17 protein-coding genes and 1 pseudogene are annotated in these 20287 nt (G+C 72.5%); 7 read left to right on the top strand and 11 right to left on the bottom strand.

From position 1 onward, the window contains the following. The first annotated feature begins 170 nt into the window (after positions 1-170). From AQJ58_RS13795 to AQJ58_RS13785, 3 genes are all read left to right on the top strand, one after another. Positions 171-1460, top strand: a complete 1290-nt coding sequence (locus AQJ58_RS13795; RefSeq protein WP_067249382.1) for a LolA family protein — start codon at positions 171-173, stop codon at positions 1458-1460. A gap of 65 nt (positions 1461-1525) precedes the next feature. Beyond that, positions 1526-2464: an ABC transporter ATP-binding protein gene (locus AQJ58_RS13790; RefSeq protein ID WP_067249379.1), complete on the top strand. Its 939-nt coding sequence runs from the start codon at positions 1526-1528 to the stop codon at positions 2462-2464. Positions 2465-2618: 154 nt separating this feature from the next. After that, on the top strand, positions 2619-3494 hold the full coding sequence (locus AQJ58_RS13785) for an ABC transporter permease (protein WP_067249376.1): 876 nt from the start codon (positions 2619-2621) through the stop codon (positions 3492-3494). 45 nt (positions 3495-3539) lie between these two features. On the opposite strand, the pseudogene AQJ58_RS40710 reads toward AQJ58_RS13785, so the two are convergent. Then, a pseudogene (locus AQJ58_RS40710) lies at positions 3540-4613 on the bottom strand (amidase family protein); the annotation flags it as partial. Between the two features lie 71 nt (positions 4614-4684). Then, on the bottom strand, positions 4685-5209 hold the full coding sequence (locus AQJ58_RS13775) for a hypothetical protein (protein ID WP_067249372.1): 525 nt from the start codon (positions 5207-5209) through the stop codon (positions 4685-4687). A gap of 178 nt (positions 5210-5387) precedes the next feature. Between AQJ58_RS13775 and AQJ58_RS13770 the strand changes: the two genes are divergently transcribed. After that, complete coding sequence (locus AQJ58_RS13770) at positions 5388-6983, top strand: hypothetical protein (protein ID WP_067249369.1); 1596 nt, start codon at positions 5388-5390, stop codon at positions 6981-6983. Between the two features lie 25 nt (positions 6984-7008). Here AQJ58_RS13770 and AQJ58_RS13765 read toward each other — a convergent pair whose 3' ends face one another. From AQJ58_RS13765 to AQJ58_RS13725, 9 genes are all read right to left on the bottom strand, one after another. Further along, on the bottom strand, positions 7009-7950 hold the full coding sequence (locus AQJ58_RS13765; RefSeq protein WP_067249368.1) for a M28 family metallopeptidase: 942 nt from the start codon (positions 7948-7950) through the stop codon (positions 7009-7011). A gap of 154 nt (positions 7951-8104) precedes the next feature. Continuing rightward, on the bottom strand, positions 8105-8578 hold the full coding sequence (locus AQJ58_RS13760) for a VOC family protein (protein WP_067249365.1): 474 nt from the start codon (positions 8576-8578) through the stop codon (positions 8105-8107). Positions 8579-8608: 30 nt separating this feature from the next. Further along, a complete protein-coding gene (gene rarD / locus AQJ58_RS13755; RefSeq protein WP_067249363.1) occupies positions 8609-9559 on the bottom strand; it encodes an EamA family transporter RarD in 951 nt (316 codons plus the stop codon). A 234-nt stretch (positions 9560-9793) separates the two neighbouring features. Further along, a complete protein-coding gene (locus tag AQJ58_RS13750; protein WP_067249359.1) occupies positions 9794-10648 on the bottom strand; it encodes an SDR family oxidoreductase in 855 nt (284 codons plus the stop codon). Positions 10649-10788: 140 nt separating this feature from the next. Next, positions 10789-11841, bottom strand: a complete 1053-nt coding sequence (locus AQJ58_RS13745; protein ID WP_067249357.1) for a 2-oxoacid:ferredoxin oxidoreductase subunit beta — start codon at positions 11839-11841, stop codon at positions 10789-10791. After that, complete coding sequence (locus tag AQJ58_RS13740; RefSeq protein ID WP_067249354.1) at positions 11831-13783, bottom strand: 2-oxoacid:acceptor oxidoreductase subunit alpha; 1953 nt, start codon at positions 13781-13783, stop codon at positions 11831-11833. Before AQJ58_RS13740 ends, AQJ58_RS13745 begins: the two co-directional genes overlap by 11 nt. Positions 13784-14057: 274 nt before the next feature. Further along, positions 14058-14729, bottom strand: a complete 672-nt coding sequence (locus AQJ58_RS13735; RefSeq protein ID WP_067249758.1) for a response regulator transcription factor — start codon at positions 14727-14729, stop codon at positions 14058-14060. Between the two features lie 316 nt (positions 14730-15045). Beyond that, entirely contained in the window at positions 15046-16494 is a 1449-nt protein-coding gene (locus AQJ58_RS13730; protein ID WP_067249352.1) for a sensor histidine kinase, read from the bottom strand. Between the two features lie 130 nt (positions 16495-16624). Further along, complete coding sequence (locus AQJ58_RS13725; RefSeq protein ID WP_067249349.1) at positions 16625-17800, bottom strand: sensor histidine kinase; 1176 nt, start codon at positions 17798-17800, stop codon at positions 16625-16627. Positions 17801-18009: 209 nt separating this feature from the next. On the opposite strand from AQJ58_RS13725, the gene AQJ58_RS13720 reads away from it, so the two are divergent. The 3 genes from AQJ58_RS13720 to AQJ58_RS13710 form a co-directional block, all read left to right on the top strand. Continuing rightward, positions 18010-18405 carry an NADH-quinone oxidoreductase subunit A gene (locus AQJ58_RS13720; protein WP_055637671.1) on the top strand — a complete coding sequence of 132 codons (396 nt, stop codon included), beginning with the start codon at positions 18010-18012 and terminating at the stop codon, positions 18403-18405. Then, positions 18396-19025, top strand: coding sequence for an NADH-quinone oxidoreductase subunit B (locus tag AQJ58_RS13715; RefSeq protein WP_067249346.1), 630 nt, complete (start codon positions 18396-18398; stop codon positions 19023-19025). Before AQJ58_RS13720 ends, AQJ58_RS13715 begins: the two co-directional genes overlap by 10 nt. Continuing rightward, the coding region (locus tag AQJ58_RS13710; protein ID WP_079078902.1) for an NADH-quinone oxidoreductase subunit C at positions 19022-20287 on the top strand (1266 nt) is incomplete at its 3' end. The genes AQJ58_RS13715 and AQJ58_RS13710, both read left to right, overlap by 4 nt.

Genomic DNA, 20287 nt, shown 5'->3' with positions numbered 1-20287 from the left:
GGTGTACGCGGAGTTGAGTCCATGGGGTGACGCCTCCTCACGTGGGATTTGGTCAGATGGGAATCACGGAGAACACCACTCCTCACCGATTCGGGTGAGAATGGCGGCACGGGGTGGGGACGCTCTCCGTGAGATGACCAGCCGCCGCCGACGACGGAGGTAAGGCACACATGGCACCGAACGCATCCGACGACAGCACGACCGCCGGGGAGACGGACGACCTGCGCGTCGGGCGGCGCAAGGCCGTGCGGTACGTCGTCCCGGTCACCGTGATCGGCGTCGCCGCGGCGACGATCGGCCTGGTCCCGGCGCTCGCCGACTCCGGCGACCCCGACCTGCCGAAGATCACCGCCCAGCAGCTCCTCGACAAGATCGCGGCCTCGGACGTCCAGCAGCTGTCCGGCACCGTGAAGATCACCACCGACCTGGGCCTGCCGGACCTCGGCGGCCTGGAGAGCGGTCTGCTCTCCGGCGTCGCGGGCAAGGGCGATGACGGATCGTCGGCCGACCCCTCGGCCAAGCTCACCGAACTCGCCTCCGGCACCCACACCCTGCGGGTCGCCTCCGACGGCCCCGACCGGCAGAAGCTCTCCCTGGTCGAGGACGCCGCCGAGTACAGCGTCATCCACAACGGCAAGGACGTCTGGGGCTACGACAGCGCCACCAACGAGGTCTACCACGCCACCACCGACGAGAGCGGCGGCAAGGGCGCCGAGAAGGCGGAGCCGCCGGCCACCCCGAAGGACCTCACCGCGGACGCCCTCAAGGCGGTCGACGACACCACCTCGGTCACCGTCGACGGCACGGTCCACGTCGCGGGCCGCGACGCCTACAAGCTGCTGATCAAGCCGAAGCAGTCCGGCTCCACGGTCGGCGCGATCAGCGTGGCGGTGGACGCGAAGACCGGCCTGCCGCTGAAGTTCACCCTGACCCCGGCGAGCGGCGGCGCCGCCGTCGTGGACGCCGGCTTCACCCAGGTCGCCTTCGCCAAGCCCGCCGCCTCCACCTTCGACTTCACCCCGCCCAAGGGCGCGAAGGTGACCGAGGCCGACGAGGCGGCGAAGGACTCGGGCAAGCCGGGCGCGTCCCACGAGGACCTGGCCGGGGACCTGCCCAAGGACCTCCAAGGCATCGACGGGGCGGACGGCCTCTCCGGCACCGGCGAGGGGCCCGAGGGCTTCGACGTCCTCGGCGAGGGCTGGACCTCCGTCGCCGTCATCGAGACCGGCGGCAAGGGCGTCCCCTCCGACTCCGAGCTGAACTCCGCACTCGGCTCCGACGCGGGCGGCGCCCTCAGCGGCTTCCTCGGCTCCTTCGGCGACAAGGCCGAAGGCAAGTTCGGCACCGGCACCGTCTTCTCCACCCGGCTGATCAACGCCCTGGTCACGGACGACGGCAAGATCTACGTCGGCGCCGTCACCAAGGACGCCCTGGTGAAGGCGGCGGACTCCGCGAAGTAAGGCGCGGCCAAGGGGTCGAGGAGTCGGAGTCCGCAGGCCCGGGAAAGCGAACGAAGGGGGAGCCCATGGGTGACGAACCCGTCATCCACACCCACGCCCTCACCAAGCGCTATCACGGCGGCCAGCTCGCCGTGGACCGCCTCGACCTCACGGTCCCGGCGGGCAGCGTCTTCGGCTTCCTCGGTCCCAACGGCTCCGGCAAGACCACCACGATCCGCATGCTGATGGGCCTGATCGAGCCCACGTCCGGTGCGGCGCGCGTCCTGGGACACCCCGTGCCCCGGGCCGCGCGCACCGTACTGCCCCAGGTCGGCGCGCTGATCGAGGGCCCCGCGCTGTACGGCTTCCTCTCCGGCCGCGACAACCTCCTGCGCTACGACGCCGCCGACCCGACCGCCGACCCCCGCACCCGGCGGACCCGCGTCGCCGCGGCGCTGGAGCGGGTCGGGCTGACGGCGGCGGCCGGGAAGAAGGCCAAGGCGTACTCGCTCGGCATGAAACAGCGGCTGGGCCTGGCCGCCGCCCTGCTCCAGCCGCGCCGCCTCCTCGTCCTCGACGAGCCGACCAACGGCCTCGACCCGCAGGGCATGCGGGAGATCCGTTCCCTGGTGCGGGAGCTGGCCTCGGACGGCACGACCGTCTTCCTCTCCTCCCACCTGCTCGACGAGATCGAGCAGGTGTGCACCCATGTGGCGGTGATGGCACAGGGCCGGCTGATCACCCAGGGCCCGGTGATGGAACTGGCGGCGGGGGCGCGCGGCCGGCTGGTGGTGATCACGCCCGACACCGCCGAGGCGGCGCGGGTGCTGAAGGAGCAGGGCGCCGCCGACGTGACCGCCGAGGAGGACCGGGTCGCCGCCGAGCCCCCGGACCGCGACCTCGCCGAGGTCAACGCCGCGCTGGTGACGGCCGGTGTCCGGGTCCGGGGCTTCACCGTCGAACGCGCCTCCCTGGAGGACGCGTTCGTGGCACTCACGGGGGAGGGCTTCGATGTCGCGGGCTGAGCCGACACAGGCGGGGCCGGAAGAGGCGCGACCGACCCAGGCGCGACCGGAGGAGGCACGACCGGAGGACAAGGCGAGCAGGGGGAGTAAGGCGAGCAAGGGGAGTAAGGCGAGTAGGGAGAGCAACGCGAGCGAGGCGAGCAAGAGCGAGGGCGTGCCGGACGCTCCCGTCCGCCGTCCCAGCCCCTGGTGGTCGCTCGGTCTGCTCCGCAGCGAGCTGCTGATCACCTTCCGCCGCTGGCGCACCCTCGCACTGCTCGGCGTCCTGGCGGCCGTACCGGTGCTGATCGGGATCGCGGTGAAGATCGAGACCGGTGACGGTTCCTCCGGCGGTCCGGGGGGACCCGGCGGGGACGGCGGCCCGGCGTTCATCGCCCAGGTCACCAACAACGGTCTGTTCCTGGTCTTCACCGCGCTGGCCGCGACCCTGCCGTTCTTCCTGCCGATGGCCATCGGCGTCATCGCGGGCGACGCGATCGCCGGCGAGTCGAACGCGGGGACCCTGCGCTACCTCCTCGTCGCCCCGGCCGGCCGCACTCGTCTGCTGCTCACCAAGTACGCGACCGTGCTGGCCTTCTGTCTGGTGGCCACCCTCGTGGTCGCGCTCTCGGCGCTGACGGTCGGCGCGCTGCTGTTCCCCCTGGGAGACGTCACCACCATCTCCGGTACGACGATCGGCTTCGCCGACGGGCTGGGCCGGGCCCTGCTGATCGCCCTGGTCGTGGCCGCCTCACTGACCGGCCTGGCCGCGCTCGGTCTGTTCGTCTCCACGCTGACCGGCAGCGGGATCGCCGCCATGGCGACCACCGTCGGCCTGCTGATCACGGTCCAGATCCTCGACCAGATCCCCCAGCTCCACGCGATCCAGCCGTATCTCTTCTCCCACTACTGGCTGTCCTTCGCCGACCTGGTCCGCGACCCCGTCTACTGGGACGACCTGGTGAAGAACCTCGGCCTCCAGGGCCTGTACGCGGCGGTGTTCGGCTCGGCGGCCTGGGCGCGGTTCACCACGAAGGACGTCACGGCATAGGGCCCCGGCGCTCTCCGCCGCCCCGAGCACCGCCAGCAGCGTCTCCTCGCGTCCTCGGGTGGCGACGAGCTGCACCCCCAACGGACAGCCGTCGGCCCCGAACCCCGCCGGAATGCTCGCCGCCGGATGCCCGCTCAGGTTGAACGCCCAGGTCAGCGCGGTGGAGAACCGCTCACCGGGCCCGTCGTGACCATGCGCCGCGTTCGGCGTGGTCGGCGTCAGCAGCAGGTCGGCCCGGGAGAAGAGTGCTGTAAGCCGCCGGTCGTTCACCTCCCGGATCCGCCCGGCCTCCTCCAGGCCGACGGCCCCCGATCCGCGCAGCGCGAGCCAGGCCGGCGCGGGGTCCTCCAGCCGTACGGCCGCCTCGCCCGGCAGCAGTCGTACGACGCCGGCGGCGGCGAGACGCCCGACGGCGGCCCGGGCGAGGGCCAGCGGCTCGGGGTCGGGACAGGCGGAGGCGAACCCGAGCCCGGGCGAGAAGACGGCGGTGACCGGTGGCCGCCCGCCGGTGCCCCCGGGCGGCGCGGTGCTGACCGGCGAGGACGTCGTCCCCTCGGCCGCCGCCCCCGTCATCGCCCGCCAGTACGCCGCCGCGTCCGCCGCGTACCGCACCAGTACGCCCGGGGCCGCGAGGCCCGTGCGGTCCGGGGACGGCAGCCGGCCGTTCGTCGCCTTCAGGCCGATCACCCCGCACCAGGCCGCCGGGATCCGCACCGAGCCCGCCCCGTCGCTGCCCGTCGCCAGCGGCACCAGACCGGCCGCCACCGCCGCAGCCGACCCGGCCGAGGACCCGCCCGGGGTACGGTCCGCCCGCCACGGGTTGACGGTACGGCCGTACGCGCCGACCCCCCAGGTCTGCCACGGCGTACCGGGACCGGGCACCGCCGTCGCCCCCACCGGCACACAGCCCGCGGCGAGCAACGGCCCCGCCGCCCGCAGCCCGTGTCGCCCCTTGACCCCGATCGGCACCCCGGCCAGCGGCAGCAGTTCACCCGCCGCCACCCGCGCGTCCACCGCGCGCGCCCGTTCGACGGCCGCCCCCTCCCACACCTCCGCGAAGGAACTCAGCGAGGGGTCCAGCCGGGCGATCCGCGCCAGTGCCTCGGCGACCGCGTCCACGGCCCGCAGCCGCCCGTCCCGTACGGCCGAGGCGATCCCGACCGCCGACGGCGCGCGCCCGGTTCCCCCGTTCAGCGCCTGGCTCCCGTGAGCCGGGCCAGCGCCTCCTTCTCCCGGGGCAACCCGCCCCCCAGGTCACCGAGGCGCCACTCGGTCACCCACGGCACCCGGTGCACGTCGACGGCCGACTCGAGGAGCCGGATCCGCTGCGCCAGCGGCCGCGGCAGCCGCCCCGGCGCGTCCGCGACCAGCACCACCGCGTCCAGGTCGAGCCCTTGCGGGGCCTCGCCGCGCCGGAAGACCTCCAGGGCACGCAGGGCCGACTCCAGCCCGGTCGCGTGCGTCCGCGCCACGAGCAGGACGGACGGAGGATCACCGGGGGCGGGCCAGTCCCGTCCGCAGTCGTGGCCGCCGTAGACCGCCGCGAGCGTGGAGGCGCCCGCCCCGCCGTGCGTGGCCAGCCACGAGAAGCGGCGCGGAGCGGCAGCCGAGCGGTACGGTCCCGGTGGCGGCTCCGGTACGGCAACCGGACCGCGCAGCCAGATCTCCGGCCCCGGCCGCCCCGCCGGTGCCTGAGTCGTCCCGGTCGTCCCCATGGCCGTACCCCCTCCTTCTGGTGGGCGCCCCCGGCAAGCCCGGCGCGGGTCCTTGGAACGAGGCTGTGACGTCGTGGTGACGCACCGGCCGGGAGCGAACAGAGAGACTCAACAGTACGTGCACGCGTACGCGCACTGGACGACCCGGAGCGTGACGACGCAGCCGAGTGAGGAACCGATGTCTCGACTCAGTCGTGAGAAGAAGCGGGAACAGAACCGCGCCGGATCATCCGCCGCCGTGGCCGCGCCGCTCGACGTCCACGTCCGCGCGGGCGGCCCGGCGACGATAGGGGGCGTGCCGGTCGCGGCGGCCGACGGCGAGGAGATCCAGCACGCCGTCCTGGGCCGGCTCCACCGCATCGCCCTCGCCACCGGGCACCCCGTCCTCGCCACGGTCCACGACGAGCGCATCGGTTACGTCGTCCCCCTGCGGATCGAGACGGACGGCTCCAGCCACTTCACGGCCGAGCCACTGCGGACACCGGCGGCGTCCGCGCCCCAGATGCCCCCGATGGACCCGGCGGCCCCGGCGGTTCCGCCCCCGGCGGCCTCGGTCCCCCCGGCCGCGCCCACGGTGGCCCTTCCGGTCGTGAACGGCCCGGCGGCTCCGGTGTCGGCGGTTCCGGCGGTTCCGACCCCGGCGGCCTCGGTCCCGCCGGCCGCGCCCACGGTGGCCCTTCCGGTCGTGAACGGCCCGGCGGCTCCGGCCCCGGCCGCCCCGGTGTCGGCGGCTCCCGCCCCGGTCGCCCCGGTTCCGGCGCACACGGTCCCCGAAGCCCCGGCGCCCGCCCCCGGGGAGACCCCGGGGGACAAGCCCACGCACGTGCTGCGGCAGGTGCAGGCGGCACCGGACGAGCCGCAGGACGGTTTCCCTCCGCTTCCCCCGGAGCCCCCGGCGCCCCCGGCGCAGGCCCCCGGCACGGTCGTGGCTCCGACGGGAGTCTTCGGTCCGCCCCCGGCCATGGACCTCCGTCCGGACGGCACGGTGCCCGCCTCGCCGGAGCACGCGCCGTCCCCTTTCCCGGAGGCCGGGGTGCCCGCCGCCCCGGACCGGGACCGGTACGAGAACCGCTACGAGGACCGCTCCGAGGACCGTGCCGGGGAGCACGCCGCGGAGCACGCCCCGCACCGCTTCCCGGAAGCCGCCTCCGCGACCTCCGCCGAGCCGGAGCCGAAGCCCCTCCTCGTCCTCACCCCCGACCCCGAGTCGGCCGCCGCACTCGACCCCGATCCCAAGCCGACCCCCGCGCGTGGCTTCGACGCCGTCGCGGAGGCGGTCCTCGGTGACGACCCCCGCACCCTCCCCGGGACCGACGGTGCCCCCGCGCTGCTCGGGGAGCCGATGGCGCAGATCAACGAGGCGGTGCGGGCCGGCCGTATCGACGTGGCCGCCGTACTCGCCGAGCGGACCGTGCTGGAGGCCTCGGGAACGCTGGGGCCGGAACACCCCGAGGTGCTCCGGCTCCGGGAACTCAGCGCGTACATCGCCTATCTGGCGGGCGACCCGCTGCGTGCCTTCCACGTCTCCCTGGACCTGGCCCGGATCCGCCGCCGGGCCCGGGACGGCGAGGCCGCGTACGGCAACGTCCAGAGCGCGGCGGCGGCCTGGCGTGCCGTGCGCGACCCCTTGCAGGGCCTGAACCTCGGCACCGAACTCCTCGGCCTGTGGACGGAGCTGACCACCGAGGACGGTCCGGCCGCCGACGACGTCGAGCAACTGGAGTCGGCCCGCGCCCGGATGCTCCGACTGGCGGAACGCGCCCGCAGGGCCTGAACGCCGCCCCGGTGGGCCGGGCGGATCAGGACGACAAGGTCCACACCGCGTAGGCGAGCGCGTCCGCGTTGCGGTTCAGGGCGGTGTCGTTGATGTTCGCGGTGGTGTCGCAGGAGGAGTGGTAGCAGCGGTCGAAGGCCTGCCCGGCCGTACCGCCCCACTTGGCCGCCTGGGCCGCCGTCTTGATGTAGTCGGCGCCGCTGAACAGCCCGCCGACCGGGACGCCCGCGTTCTTGAACGGCGCGTGGTCGGAGCGGCCGTCGCCCTCGGTCTCGATCTCCGTCGGCACGCCGAGGCCGGCGAAGTAGTCCTTGAAGGTCTTCTCGATGGTCGGGTCGTCGTCGTAGACGAAGTAGCCGGGGTTCGGCGAGCCGACCATGTCGAAGTTGAGGTAGCCGCTGATCCGGGCGCGGTTCGCGGAGGAGAGGTTGTTGACGTAGTACCGGGAGCCGACCATGCCGAGCTCCTCGGCGCCGAACCAGGCGAACCGCAGGTGCTTGGTCGGCTGGTAGCCGGCCCGGGAGACGGCGAGGGCCGTCTCCAGGACGGCCGCGGAACCGGAGCCGTTGTCGTTGATGCCCGCCCCGGCGGTGACACTGTCGAGGTGGGAGCCGGCCATGACGACCTGGTCGGTGTTGCCGCCGGGCCAGTCGGCGACCAGGTTGTAGCCGGTGCGGCCGGAGGACGTGAACTGCTGGATGACGGTGGTGTACCCGGCGGCGTCCAGCTCGGCCTTCACATAGTCGAGCGAGGCCTTGTAGCCGGCCCGGCCGTGGGCGCGGTTGCCGCCGTTGGCGGTGGCTATCGACTGGAACCGCGCGAGGTGGGCCTTGACGTTCGCCACGGGGATGTCGGGAGCGGCGGCCAGGGGTGCGGGGGCCGCGTCGGCTGCCGCCCCTACAGTCAGGAGCATGACAATCGAGCAGGCGCAGGCGACCGCCGTACGCCCGGGAACCGAGAGCTTCATGTGGGGGGCTCCGAATTCCGTGGGAATCACAAGGACTCCACAGTGAGTGGGGTGCCAGGATCGTGAACGCTTCCCCAACGGCGCGTCAAGAGCGCTCTCGGGAAAGAGGGTTCACATTCCGGACGCCCCAGCGGAATTCGGCGCCCCGGGCTGCCTAGTGCACGCAGAATTCGTTGCCCTCGGGGTCCGCCATCACCACCCACGCCCCGGACGGCTCCTTCACCTCCCGCAGCACGCTCGCCCCGAGCCCCCGCAGCCGCTCCACCTCGTCGGCCCGGCGCTCCGCGCCGGGGTGCAGGTCGAGGTGCAGCCGGTTCTTCACCGTCTTCGCCTCCGGCACCCGCTGGAACAGCAGCCGCCGCCCCAGCCCGGTCCCGCTGTCCGCGTCGAAGGGGTCCTCCGGATGCCGTACGGCGATCAGGTCCCGGAACGCGGGACGGCCGTGGAACTCCACGGTCGCCGCCCCGGGCAGCGCACCGGCGGCCAGCAGCCGTTCGATCAGCGCGCTGTTGTCCTCCACCGCGTAGTGCAGCGCCCCGGCCCAGAAGTCGGCCTGGGCGTGCGGATCGGCGGCGTCGACCACGAGCTTCCAGTGGACGGGTGCGGGTGTCTCAGTGACATGGGTCATGCGAACCACTCAACCAGCCCGCGGGCCCGTTCACGCGTCGATCGCGGCGGACGGCACCTGGGCGACCGGCGGCACCTCGACCGCCACCCTGGGCCTGCGCGCCGCGCGCCAGGCGTCGGCGGTCAGCAGCGCCAGCGCCAGCCACACCAGCCCGAACCCGGCCCAGCGCTCGGCCGGCATCTCCTCGCCGAAGTAGACGACCCCGAGCAGGAACTGGAACACCGGCGCCAGGTACTGCAGCAGTCCGAGCGTGGACAGCGGCACCCGGATGGCGGCGGCCCCGAAGCACACCAGCGGCAGCGCGGTCACCACACCGGTCGAGGCCAGCAGGGCCGCGTGACCGGCGCCCTCGGAGGTGAAGGTGGCACCGCCGTGCGCCGACAGCCACAGCAGGTAGCCCAGTGCGGGCAGGAACTGGATCGCGGTCTCCGCTGCCAGCGACTCCACCCCGCCGAGGTTGACCTTCTTCTTCACGAGGCTGTACGTGGCGAAGGAGAACGCCAGGCACAGGGAGATCCACGGCGGACGGCCGTATCCCACGGTCAGCACGAGCACCGCCGCCAGACCGATCCCCACCGCCGCCCACTGCACGGGCCGCAGCCGCTCCTTGAGGATCAGCACGCCCATGGCGATGGTGACCACCGGGTTGATGAAGTAGCCGAGGGACGCCTCCACCACGTGCCCGGAGTTCACGGCCCAGATGTAGACCCCCCAGTTCACGGTGATGACGGCCGCCGCGATCACCACCAGAGCGAGCCGCCGCGGCTGCCGCAGCAGCTCCCCGGCCCACGCCCAGCGCCGTACCACCAGCAGGGCCGCGGCGACGAACACGAGGGACCACACCATGCGGTGGGCGAGGATCTCCGCCGCCCCGGCGGGCTTCAGCAGGGGCCAGAAGAGGGGGACCAGCCCCCACATCCCGTACGCCGCGAAGCCGTTCAGCAGACCTATCCGGCCCTCACCCTTCGACGACCCGGCCACGGGCGCCCCTCCTTCTCGCGTCCTCGCGCGCCTTCCCGCACGCGTTCACGACGGTAACGCCGAAGACCCCCGTCCGTCATGTCCGTATCGCCATACGGTCATGACAGGCGGGGGTGGAGCAGGCCCCAGGCCCCAGGTCCCAAGCCCCGGGCACGGGCACCGGGCACCGGCCTCGGGCACCGGCCCTGGGCCGCGCGACGGCGCGCTCCGGGGCCTGCGGCCGTGCGGCGGGGGTCAGCCCTTGAGCGCGGCCGTGACCGCCTCGGCCAGCGGGGTGGTCGGGCGGCCCGCCAGGCGCGCGAGGTCGCCGCTGTCGACCACCAGCTCGCCCTTCTCGATCGACGCGTCCACGCCGGCCAGGATCGCGGCGAACGGCTCGGGCAGCCCCGCGCCCGTCAGGATGCCGATGAGCGCCTCGCCGGGCACCGCGTTGTAGACGATCTCCTTGCCGGTCTGCCGGCTCAGCTCGGCCGCGTACTCGGCGAAGCTCCACGCCTCGTCGCCGCCCAGCTCGTACGTCTTGTTCTCGTGGCCCTCGCCGGTCAGCACGGCGACCGCGGCGGCGGCGTAGTCCGCGCGGGAGGCGGAGGACACCCGGCCCTCGCCGGCGGCCGCGACGACCGCGTTGTGCTCCAGGACCGGGGCGAGCTGCTCGGTGTAGTTCTCGTGGTACCAGCCGTTGCGCAGCAGCGCGTACGGCACGCCCGAGGAGGTCAGCGCCGCCTCGGTGGCGCGGTGGTCGTCCGCCAGCGCGGCGCTCAGCGTGCCCGGCGCGCTGGTGTACGCCAGCAGCGCGACCCCGGCGGCCTTCGCCCGGTCGATGACGACCTGGTGCTGCGCGGGGCGGCCCTTGTCGAACTCGTTGCCCGAGATCAGCAGCACCTTGTCGCCGGCCGCGAACAGGCCGTCGAAGGTCTCGGGGGCGTTGTAGTCGGCGACCGCGAGCCGCACCCCGCGCGCGGCGAAGTCGGCGGCCTTGGCCTCGTCGCGCACGACGGCCGTGATCTGCTCGGCCGGAACCTTCTCGAGCAGCTGCTCCACGACGTGGCGGCCGAGCTTTCCGGTGGCTCCGGTGACGACGATGCTCATGGCTGAGAACTCCTAGGGGGGTAGCGGGTCTGCCACCCACCCTAGGGTGAGCGCTAACTAAGTGAAAGTACCCACTTCAAAGTAAGGTACGCACGTCTAAGTAAGTGCCTCTGGCCTGCTGCGATCCCTCTCGGTACTGCTCAGCCGACGACCGTCCAGGTGTCCCCGCCCGCCAGCAGTGCGGCCAGGTCGCCCTTGCCGTGCTGCTCGACGGCCGTGTCGAGCTGGTCGGCCATCTGGGTGTCGTAGACCGGGCGCTCGACGGAGCGCAGCACGCCGATGGGGGTGTTGTGGAGGGTGTCGGGGTCGGCGAGCCGGGAGAGGCCGAAGGCGGTGGTGGGGGAGGCCGCGTGGGCGTCGTGGACCAGGATGTCGTGTTCGTTCTGCGGGGTGACGGCGACGATCCGCAGGTCACCGGTCGCCGTGTCCCGTACGACGCCCTTGCCGCCCCCGGCTCCGAAGCGGATCGGCTCTCCGTGTTCCAGCCGGATCACGGCCTCCTCGGCCTGCTGTTTGTCCTTGACGGCGTCGAAGGCGCCGTCGTTGAAGATGTTGCAGTTCTGGTAGATCTCGATGAGCGCGGTGCCGGGGTGGGCGGCGGCCTGGCGCAGCACGTCCGTCAGATGCTTGCGGTCGGAGTCGATGGTGCGGGCGACGAAGGAGGCTTCGGCGCCGAGCGCCAGGGAGACCGGGTTGAAGGGGGCGTCCAGGGATCCCATCGGCGTCGACTTGGTGATCTTGCCGACCTCGGAGGTGGGGGAGTACTGGCCCTTGGTGAGTCCGTAGATGCGGTTGTTGAAGAGGAGGATCTTGAGGTTGACGTTGCGGCGCAGGGCGTGGATGAGGTGGTTGCCGCCGATGGACAGCGCGTCTCCGTCGCCGGTGACGACCCAGACGCTCAGGTCGCGGCGGCTGGCGGCGAGCCCGGTGGCGATCGCGGGGGCCCGGCCGTGGATGGAGTGCATGCCGTAGGTGTTCATGTAGTACGGGAAGCGCGAGGAGCAGCCGATGCCGGAGACGAAGACGATGTTCTCCCTGGCCAGTCCGAGTTCGGGCATGAAGCCCTGCACGGCGGCGAGGATGGCGTAGTCGCCGCAGCCGGGGCACCAGCGGACCTCTTGGTCGGACTTGAAGTCCTTCATCGTCTGGCGGCCTTCGGCCTTGGGCACGAGGTGGAGTGCCTCAGTGGTCATGGATGGCCTCCTTGAGCGCCGTGGCGAGCTGCTCCGCCTTGAACGGCATGCCGTTCACCTGGTTGTAGGAGTGGGCGTCGACCAGATATCTCGCCCGGATGAGGGTGGCGAGCTGGCCGAGGTTCATCTCGGGGACGACGACCTTGTCGTAGGCGCGCAGTACCTCGCCCAGGTTGCGGGGGAAGGGGTTGAGGTGGCGCAGGTGGGCCTGGGCGATGGCTTCCCCGGCCGTCCGCAGGCGTCGTACGGCGGCGGTGATCGGCCCGTAGGTGGATCCCCAGCCCAGTACCAGGGTGCTCGCCCCGTCCGGATCGTCGACCCGCAGGTCGGGGACCTCGATGCCGTCGGTCTTGGCCTGGCGGGTGCGGACCATGAGGTCGTGGTTGGCCGGGTCGTAGGAGATGTTGCCGGTGCCGTCCTGTTTCTCGATGCCGCCGATGCGGTGTTCGAGGCCGGGGGTGCCGGGGATCGCCCAGGGCCGGGCGAGGGTGTGCGGATCGCGTTTGTACGGCCAGAAGACTTCGGTGCCGTCGTCGAGGGTGTGGTTGGGCCCCGAGGCGAACTGCACTCGCAGGTCGGGCAGTTCGTCCTGTTCCGGGATGCGCCAGGGTTCGGAGCCGTTGGCGAGGTAGCCGTCGGAGAGGAGGAAGACGGGGGTGCGGTAGGTCAGGGCGATCCGTGCGGCTTCCAGGGCGGCGTCGAAGCAGTCGGCGGGGGTGCACGGGGCGACGATGGGGACGGGGGCCTCGCCGTTGCGCCCGTACATGGCCTGGAGGAGGTCGGCCTGCTCGGTCTTGGTCGGCAGGCCCGTCGAGGGGCCGCCGCGCTGGATGTCGACGACCAGCAGGGGCAGCTCCAGGGAGACCGCGAGCCCGATCGTCTCCGACTTCAGCGCCACACCCGGCCCGGAGGTGGTGGTGACGGCGAGGGAGCCCCCGAAGGCCGCCCCGAGGGCGGCGCCGATGCCGGCGATCTCGTCCTCGGCCTGGAAGGTGCGTACCCCGAAGTTCTTGTGGCGGCTCAGCTCGTGCAGGATGTCGGAGGCCGGGGTGATCGGGTAGGAGCCCAGGAACAGGGGCAGGTCGGCCTGCCGGGAGGCGGCGATGAGCCCGTAGGCGAGGGCGAGGTTGCCCGAGATGTTGCGGTAGGTCCCGACGGGGAAGGCCTTCGCGGCCGGGGCGACCTCGTAGGAGACGGCGAAGTCCTCGGTCGTCTCGCCGAAGTTCCAGCCGGCCCGGAAGGCGGCGATGTTGGCGGCCGCGATGTCGGGTTTCCGGGCGAACTTCGACTGAAGGAACTTCTCGGTGCCTTCGGTGGGGCGGTGGTACATCCATGACAGAAGGCCGAGCGCGAACATGTTCTTGCTGCGCTCGGCCTCCTTGCGGGTGAGGTCGAATTCCTTGAGAGCCTCGACGGTCAGGGTGGTCAGCGGGACCGGGTGGAGCTGGTAGCCGTCGAGGGAGCCGTCCTCCAGCGGCGAGGCCGCGTACCCCACTTTCTGGAGGGCGCGTTTGGTGAACTCGTCGGTGTTGACGATGATCTGCGCGCCGCGCGGCACGTCGGCGATGTTGGCCTTCAGGGCGGCCGGGTTCATCGCGACCAGCACGTTGGGTGCGTCGCCCGGGGTGAGGATGTCGTGGTCGGCGAAGTGCAGCTGGAAGGAGGAGACGCCGGGGAGTGTGCCGGCGGGCGCGCGGATCTCGGCCGGGAAGTTCGGCAGGGTGGACAGATCATTGCCGAACGACGCCGTCTCCGACGTGAACCGGTCACCGGTGAGCTGCATACCGTCACCCGAGTCACCCGCGAACCTGATGATCACCCGGTCGAGACGGCGTACGTCCTTCGCCGTCGCGTCCGGTCTGCGCTGTTCTCCCACGACGGTCCCGTCGGCCTGCTCGGCCTGCCCGGTCTGTCCCGTTGCGCTGCTGACCCGACTGGTCACTGAACTGGACCTCCCTCGAGGTGGCTGTCCCGGAGGGTCTTCGCGAAGGCCCCTCCCTGGATCAACCCTACGTCTGTAAGGGTCACCTTCCCTCGGCCGTTCGTATGACGGTCACTGCCCTGAGACGGCCCGGCACCCCGACTTGTCATGATTTCCCGCCCCATGCTGTCGCCCTGGTAGACGCACCGTCCGAGTTCCCCGGTTCACGCGGGGAACGACATCCGGCACGCCTCTGATCACCAGCGGGTCATCGTCGAGCCACAGTGCCACTCCGTCACGAGTTGAGATAGGTGAGAACTGCTAGAACTCGACGGTGATCCCCGTCACTGGGCGACAGTCCGAGCTTCAGGAAAATATTGCTCACGTGCTTCTCCACGGCCCCGTCGCTGACGACCAGCTGACGCGCGATGGCGGAGTTGGTCCGCCCCTCGGCCATCAGCCCCAGCACCTCCCGCTCACGCGGGGTGAGCCCCGCGAGCACGTCCTGCTGCCGGCTGCGCCCCAGCAACTGCGCCACGACCTCCGGATCGAGCGCGGTCCCCCCGGAGGCCACCCGCACCACGGCGTCCACGAACTCCCGCACCTCGGCGACCCGGTCCTTCAGCAGATACCCCACGCCACGGCTGGATCCGGCCAGCAGTTCGGTGGCGTACCTCTCCTCCACATACTGTGACAAGACCAGCACCCCGAGCCGCGGATGCGCCTTGCGCAGCTGTACGGCGGCCCGCACCCCCTCGTCGGTGTGCGTGGGCGGCATCCGCACATCGGCGACGACGACATCGGGCAGCGCCCCCTCGTCGTGCAGCTCGGTGATTGTCTTGAGCAGCGCCTCGGCGTCCCCGACCCCGGCCACGACCTCATGCCCCCGGTCGGTGAGCAACCGGGTCAGCCCCTCCCGCAGCAGCACCGAATCCTCGGCGATGACCACCCGCACCCTGTCCTCCACGCTCCCGGCCCCCCAGCCGTCCACCCGTCAAGTCGAACACCTCCAGCATTCCAGCAAAGAGGCGTCCCGCACCTGTCAACGGGCCGACGGCGGGGGAGGACGGCTCGAAAGCGACGGAGACCGGGAAAAGTGGGTGGTCGAGGCTGCTGAAGAGGGGGGTCAGAGGTCGTTGCCGCGTGCGGGCCTGAGGCCGTCACCGGCGTGCGGGCCTGAGGCCGTGGCCTTGTGCGGGCCCGAGGCAGTCGCCTTGTGTGGGCCTGAGGCCGTGGCCTTGTGCGGGCCCGAGGCAGTCGCCGCGTGCGGGCCCGAGGTCGTTTCAGGCCGCTCGCCAGGGCAGCTCCGCCACCACCCGGGTGGGTCCCCCGGCCGGTGAGTCCACCACCAGTACGCCGTCCACCGCGTCCAACCGCTCCGCGAGCCCCGCCAGCCCCGACCCCCCGGAGAGCCGCGCACCCCCCACCCCGTCGTCCACCACCTGCACCATCAACCGGTCCTCGGTCCGCCACACCTCCACCGAAACCGAGCGGGCCCCGCTGTGCTTGCTCACGTTCTGCAGCAGCTCCGACACCGTGAAATAGGCGATCCCCTCGATCGCCGCCACCGGCCGCGCCGCGCCCAGATCCACCTCCACCCGCACCGGCACCGTGCACCGCGAGGCCACCGCCGACAGCGCCGCGTCCAGGCCCCGGTCCGTCAGCACGGCCGGATGGATGCCCCGCGCCAGATCCCGCAGCTCCTGCAACGCCGTCTTCACCTCACCGTGCGCCTCGCCCACCATCCGTGCCGCCCCCTGCGGATCCTCGCGCAGCTTCTCCTTCGCGAGCCCGAGATCCATCGCCAGCGCCACCAGCCGCGCCTGCGCCCCGTCGTGCAGATCCCGCTCGATGCGCCGCAGATCCGCCGCCGCCGTGTCCACCACGACCCCCCGGTCCGACTCCAGCTCCACCACCCGCGACGCCAGCCGCGACGGCCCGAGCAGCCCGTGCACCAGCAGCCGGTCCACCGTCGTCAGCGCCCGCACGATCCACGGCGTCGCCAGCGTGACCAGCAGCCCCACCGACGCCGTGACGGTGATCTCGAAGGGGTTGTCCAGATACACCTGGTGGTGCCCGTCGCCGTACAGCTGGAGCCCGTCCTGACCGCCGTACATCGGGAACACCCAGCACCACAGCGGATACGTCAGCATCGCCCAGCCGAACGTCCACACGGTGACCGTCACACAGAACGAGAACACCGCCCACGGGAACTGCACCAGCACGAACAGCGCATGCCGCCACGAGCTCCCGCTCTTCAGCACCGCCCCCATCCACGCCATCGGCCCGGCCCGGCCGGCTCGCCCCGGCACCCGCAACGGCTCCGGAGCGCGCACCTGAAGCCCCAGCAGCCCCCGCGCCCGCGCCCGCTCCAACGCCCCGAACCCCCGGCAGGCCGCCAGCCCAGCCGCCAGCACCGGGATGCCGAGGAACGTCACCAGCAGCCCCGCCCCGACCGACAGCATGGTCACGGTGAAGACGAACAGCGTGACGCTCAGCGGGAACCCCAGCAGCACATAGGCCAGCTCCCGCCAGTGCCGCCCGCTGACCGGTTCGAGCAGCACGGCCGGCAGCCGCCTCCGCCGCGCCTCACGGTCACCGTACGCGTGCCCGGCGGCGTACCGGTCGCCGTACTCACCGCCGAACCCCTCGCCGTACCTCTCGCCGTACCTCTCGCCGTACTCGTCCCCGTACGACTCGTAAGCCTCGTAGTGCCCGTACCGCGTGGCCATCGGCGTCGTCCGTTCTGCTCGTCTCCACCCGCTCCGCTCATCGCGCAGCTTCGGTGCCCTGTCTCCACCCTCCCCGGCGCCGCCCCCGGCGGCCATGGAGTCCGTCGGCCTATGGAACGGGGGGTTTTCCCTACCTCTCCGGCCGCCGCTCCCGCCAGGGCAGCTCCGCCGTCACCGTCGTCGGCCCGCCGACCGGCGACTCCACCACGAACACCCCGTCCACCGCGTCCAGCCGTTCCGCGAGGCCCCGCATCCCCGTCCCCGCGTCGAGCCGCGCGCCGCCCCGGCCGTCGTCCCCGACCTGGATGAGCAGCCGCTCGTCCGTCCGCCACACATCCACCGACGCCGACCGGGCCCCGCTGTGCTTGCTGATGTTCTGGAGCAGCTCCGAGACGGTGAAATAGGCGATCCCCTCGATGGCCTGCGCCGGCCTGGACCCCAGATCGACGGTCACCTTCACCGGCACCGTGCACCGCGAGGCCACCGCCGACAGCGCCGCGTCCAGGCCCCGGTCCGTCAGCACGGCCGGATGGATGCCCCGCGCCAGATCCCGCAGCTCCTGCAGCGCGAGCTTCACCTCGCCGTGCGCCTCCTCGACCATCGCCGCCACCACGTCGTCGGCCCGCCCCTCCTGGAGCTTCTCCTTCGCCAGCCCCAGCCCCATCGCCAGATTGACCAGCCGCGCCTGCGCCCCGTCGTGCAGATCCCGCTCGATGCGCCGCAGGTCCGCCGCCGCCGTGTCCACCACGACCCCCCGGTCCGACTCCAGCTCCGCGATCCGCCGCTCCAGCTCGTCGGACGGCGACAGCAGCGCCCGCACCATCGCCCGGTCCACATTGGTCAGCCCGCGCGCGAGGTAAGGAAGGATCGGCCACAGCACGAACAGGGCGGGCAGCACGACGGCGAAGGTGAGGATGCCCCAGGGCAGCCGGACGAAGTCGTAGAGCACCGTGCGCCAGGCCACCGGATCCTTCAGCATCAGCCACATCCGCGCGAGCGGCCCACCCGCCCGGTGGAAGGGCAGCGGGCTCGGCTCGTCGACCCGCACCCCCAGCAGCAGCCGCGCCCGCCCCCGCTCGAACCGGCCCGCCAGCCGCGCCCCCGCCAGCCCGAGCGCCAGCAGCGGCAACCCGATCACGGTGAGGGTCAGCGAGGCGCCCGTGAACAACACCGTCATCACATAGACGAACCCGAACAACGACATCGGCAGGTTCGCCAGAAGATGAGCGATCTCCTTCCACGTCTGCATGTCGAGCGCGGGCTTCACCGGCGGCATCTCGTCGTCGGGCTGGTGGGAAGTGGTCATAGGCGTTAGCGTGCCGCCCCGTGCGCCCCGGCGCCATGAGGTTCCCCGCCCCGGTCCCCTGGGGAAAACCCCCGCCCCGCGGTCCAAGCCGTGACGGGCTGCTTACCGTCCCTTTATCAGGGCCTAGACTCCGTGCGTACAGATCGTCGAAGTGGCCCGAGTGGCCGAAGAAGCCGCAGAGGCTGAGGTCAGGGAGCGAGGGGACGGACGTGCGGGAACCGACCGTCGAGATCGCGGCGGACTACTTCCGGTCCTATTCGGTCGTCGGACTGCTCGCCGTGGTCGGTGTGCTGTTCGTGGCCGTCGCCTTCGGTGCCGGACGCCTGCTGCGCCCGGTGGTCCCGACCCCCGAGAAGCTCCTGACGTACGAGTGCGGCGTCGACCCCGTCGGCGAGGGCTGGGCCCACACCCAGGTCCGCTACTACGTCTACGCCTTCCTCTACGTCATCTTCGCCGTCGACTCGATCTTCCTGTTCCCCTGGGCGACGGTCTTCGCCGCCCCCGGCTACGGCGCCACGACCCTCGTGGAGATGTTCATCTTCCTCGGCTTCCTCGCCGTAGGCCTGCTGTACGCATACAAGAAGGGCGTCCTGACATGGACGTGACCCCCGAGGCGACCGCTTCCGCCGAAGCGAGCGCCTCCGCACCCGTCCTCCTTCCGGAGCCGAAGCGCCTGGGCGCCCTCGCGCGCCTCGCCCCCGAGCCGATGAAGGTCGTCCTCAACTGGGGCCGCCGCTACTCGCTCTGGGTCTTCAACTTCGGCCTCGCCTGCTGCGCCATCGAGTTCATCGCGGCGTCGATGGCCCGCCACGACTTCATCCGCCTCGGTGTCATCCCCTTCGCCCCGGGCCCCCGCCAGGCCGACCTGATGGTCGTCTCCGGCACGGTCACCGACAAGATGGCTCCCGCGGTGAAGCGCCTGTACGAGCAGATGCCCGAACCGAAGTACGTCATCTCCTTCGGCGCCTGCAGCAACTGCGGCGGCCCCTACTGGGACTCGTACTCCGTGACGAAGGGCGTCGACCAGATCATCCCCGTCGATGTGTACGTCCCCGGCTGCCCGCCCCGCCCCGAGGCCCTCCTCCAGGGCATCCTCAAGCTCCAGGAGAAGATCGCCCGGGAGTCCCTGCACGAGCGCTACGGCACCTCCCGTCCCTCGGCCGCCGCCCTCCAGAGCGGCCTCGTGAAGCCGCCCACCGCAGAGGCAGAGGGGAACGCGGGATGACCACGACCGGCTGGCTGCCCGCCCCCGTCGAGGACCTGTTCGGCGCGGACGCCACGGCCGAGGAGTCCTACGACGTCCTGACCGTCGACGTCCCGCCCGCCTCCTGGACCGCCGCGCTGCGCACCGCCCGCGACGAACTCTCCTGCACCTACTTCGACTGGCTGAGCGCCGTCGACGAACCCGGCACCGGCTTCCGCGTCGCCGCCCACGTCGTCGCCCTCGCCCCGGTCCGCCGGCTGCTCCTGCGCACGACCGTCCCGCACGAGGCCCCGGTCCTCGCCTCCGCCGTCGACGTCTACGCGGGCGCCGGCTGGCACGAGCGCGAGACCCGTGAGATGTTCGGCGTCGCCTTCGAGGGCCACCCCTACCCGCACCACCTCCTCCTCCCCGAGAACTTCGAGGGCCACCCCCTGCGCAAGGACTTCGTCCTCGCGGCCCGGGTCGCCAAGGCCTGGCCCGGCGCCAAGGAACCGGGAGAGCCCGCGGCGGGTGCGGCACACGGTGCTCCCAAGCGCCGTCAGATGCTGCCCCCCGGCGTCCCCGACCCGAACGACTGGGGCCCCCTCAAGGGCCAGCTCCCCCCTGCCCCGGCTCGCCCCGCCCGGGCAGCGGCCGGCCGCGCCGCGGGCGACCGCCCGGCCCGTCCGGCCCCCGGCGAACGCCCGCCCCGCCGCACCCGCTCCGCCGCCGAGGGCTCCGCCAGCCAAGCGGCCCCGGAAGCCCCGGCCACGGAAGCCCCAGCCACGGCGGCCGCCCCGGGAACCGGCGCGGCCTCGGGGGCGACCCCGCCTCCGTCCACGGCCCGCCGCACGAGAACCGCAAGCGGAGGCTCCGCCTCCCAACGCACCGAGGTCACGAAGCCGGCCGAAGCCCCCAGCTCCACCGAGCAGCCCCCCGGCCCGCCGCCCACGCCCCCGGCAGGAGCGGCGGCCACGGAAGGCGCGGCCCCCGCCACCGGCCCCGCCCGCACCCCTCGCAGCTCCGACGCCCCCTGGCACCACGCCCGCCCAGCCTTCGACGATCAGAAGCCGGAGCCGACGCCCGAGCAGCAACCGACGCCCGAGCGGGAGCGGGAGCTGGAGCCCGAGGCCAAGCCCGAGCCCGCGCCCAGGCCGGAGCAGGCGCCCGAGCTGGAGCAGAAGCGGGAGCTGGAGCCCGAGGCCAAGCCCGAGCTGGAGCAGAAGCGGGAGCTGGAGCCCGAGGCCAAGCCCGAGCTGGAGCAGAAGCGGGAGCCCGAGCCGAGGCCGACGCCCGAGCCCGAG

It is taken from the genome of Streptomyces sp. DSM 15324 (assembly GCF_001514285.1).
Lineage (GTDB): Bacteria > Actinomycetota > Actinomycetes > Streptomycetales > Streptomycetaceae > Streptomyces.
Note: the sequence above shows the minus strand (reverse complement) of the source record. Positions and strands in the feature narration are given on the sequence as shown.

Excerpts from the sequence above, each read along its gene's own strand:
- AQJ58_RS13790 (WP_067249379.1), top strand. The coding sequence starts at position 1,526 with ATGGGTGACGAACCCGTCATCCACACCCACGCCCTCACCAAGCGCTAT.
- AQJ58_RS13760 (WP_067249365.1), bottom strand. The coding sequence starts at position 8,578 with ATGACCCATGTCACTGAGACACCCGCACCCGTCCACTGGAAGCTCGTG.
- AQJ58_RS13725 (WP_067249349.1), bottom strand. The coding sequence starts at position 17,800 with ATGACCACTTCCCACCAGCCCGACGACGAGATGCCGCCGGTGAAGCCC.
- AQJ58_RS13750 (WP_067249359.1), bottom strand. The coding sequence starts at position 10,648 with ATGAGCATCGTCGTCACCGGAGCCACCGGAAAGCTCGGCCGCCACGTC.
- AQJ58_RS13745 (WP_067249357.1), bottom strand. The coding sequence starts at position 11,841 with ATGACCACTGAGGCACTCCACCTCGTGCCCAAGGCCGAAGGCCGCCAG.
- AQJ58_RS13770 (WP_067249369.1), top strand. The coding sequence starts at position 5,388 with ATGTCTCGACTCAGTCGTGAGAAGAAGCGGGAACAGAACCGCGCCGGA.
- AQJ58_RS13730 (WP_067249352.1), bottom strand. The coding sequence starts at position 16,494 with ATGGCCACGCGGTACGGGCACTACGAGGCTTACGAGTCGTACGGGGAC.
- AQJ58_RS13715 (WP_067249346.1), top strand. The coding sequence starts at position 18,396 with ATGGACGTGACCCCCGAGGCGACCGCTTCCGCCGAAGCGAGCGCCTCC.
- AQJ58_RS13765 (WP_067249368.1), bottom strand. The coding sequence starts at position 7,950 with ATGAAGCTCTCGGTTCCCGGGCGTACGGCGGTCGCCTGCGCCTGCTCG.
- AQJ58_RS13795 (WP_067249382.1), top strand. The coding sequence starts at position 171 with ATGGCACCGAACGCATCCGACGACAGCACGACCGCCGGGGAGACGGAC.
- AQJ58_RS13775 (WP_067249372.1), bottom strand. The coding sequence starts at position 5,209 with ATGGGGACGACCGGGACGACTCAGGCACCGGCGGGGCGGCCGGGGCCG.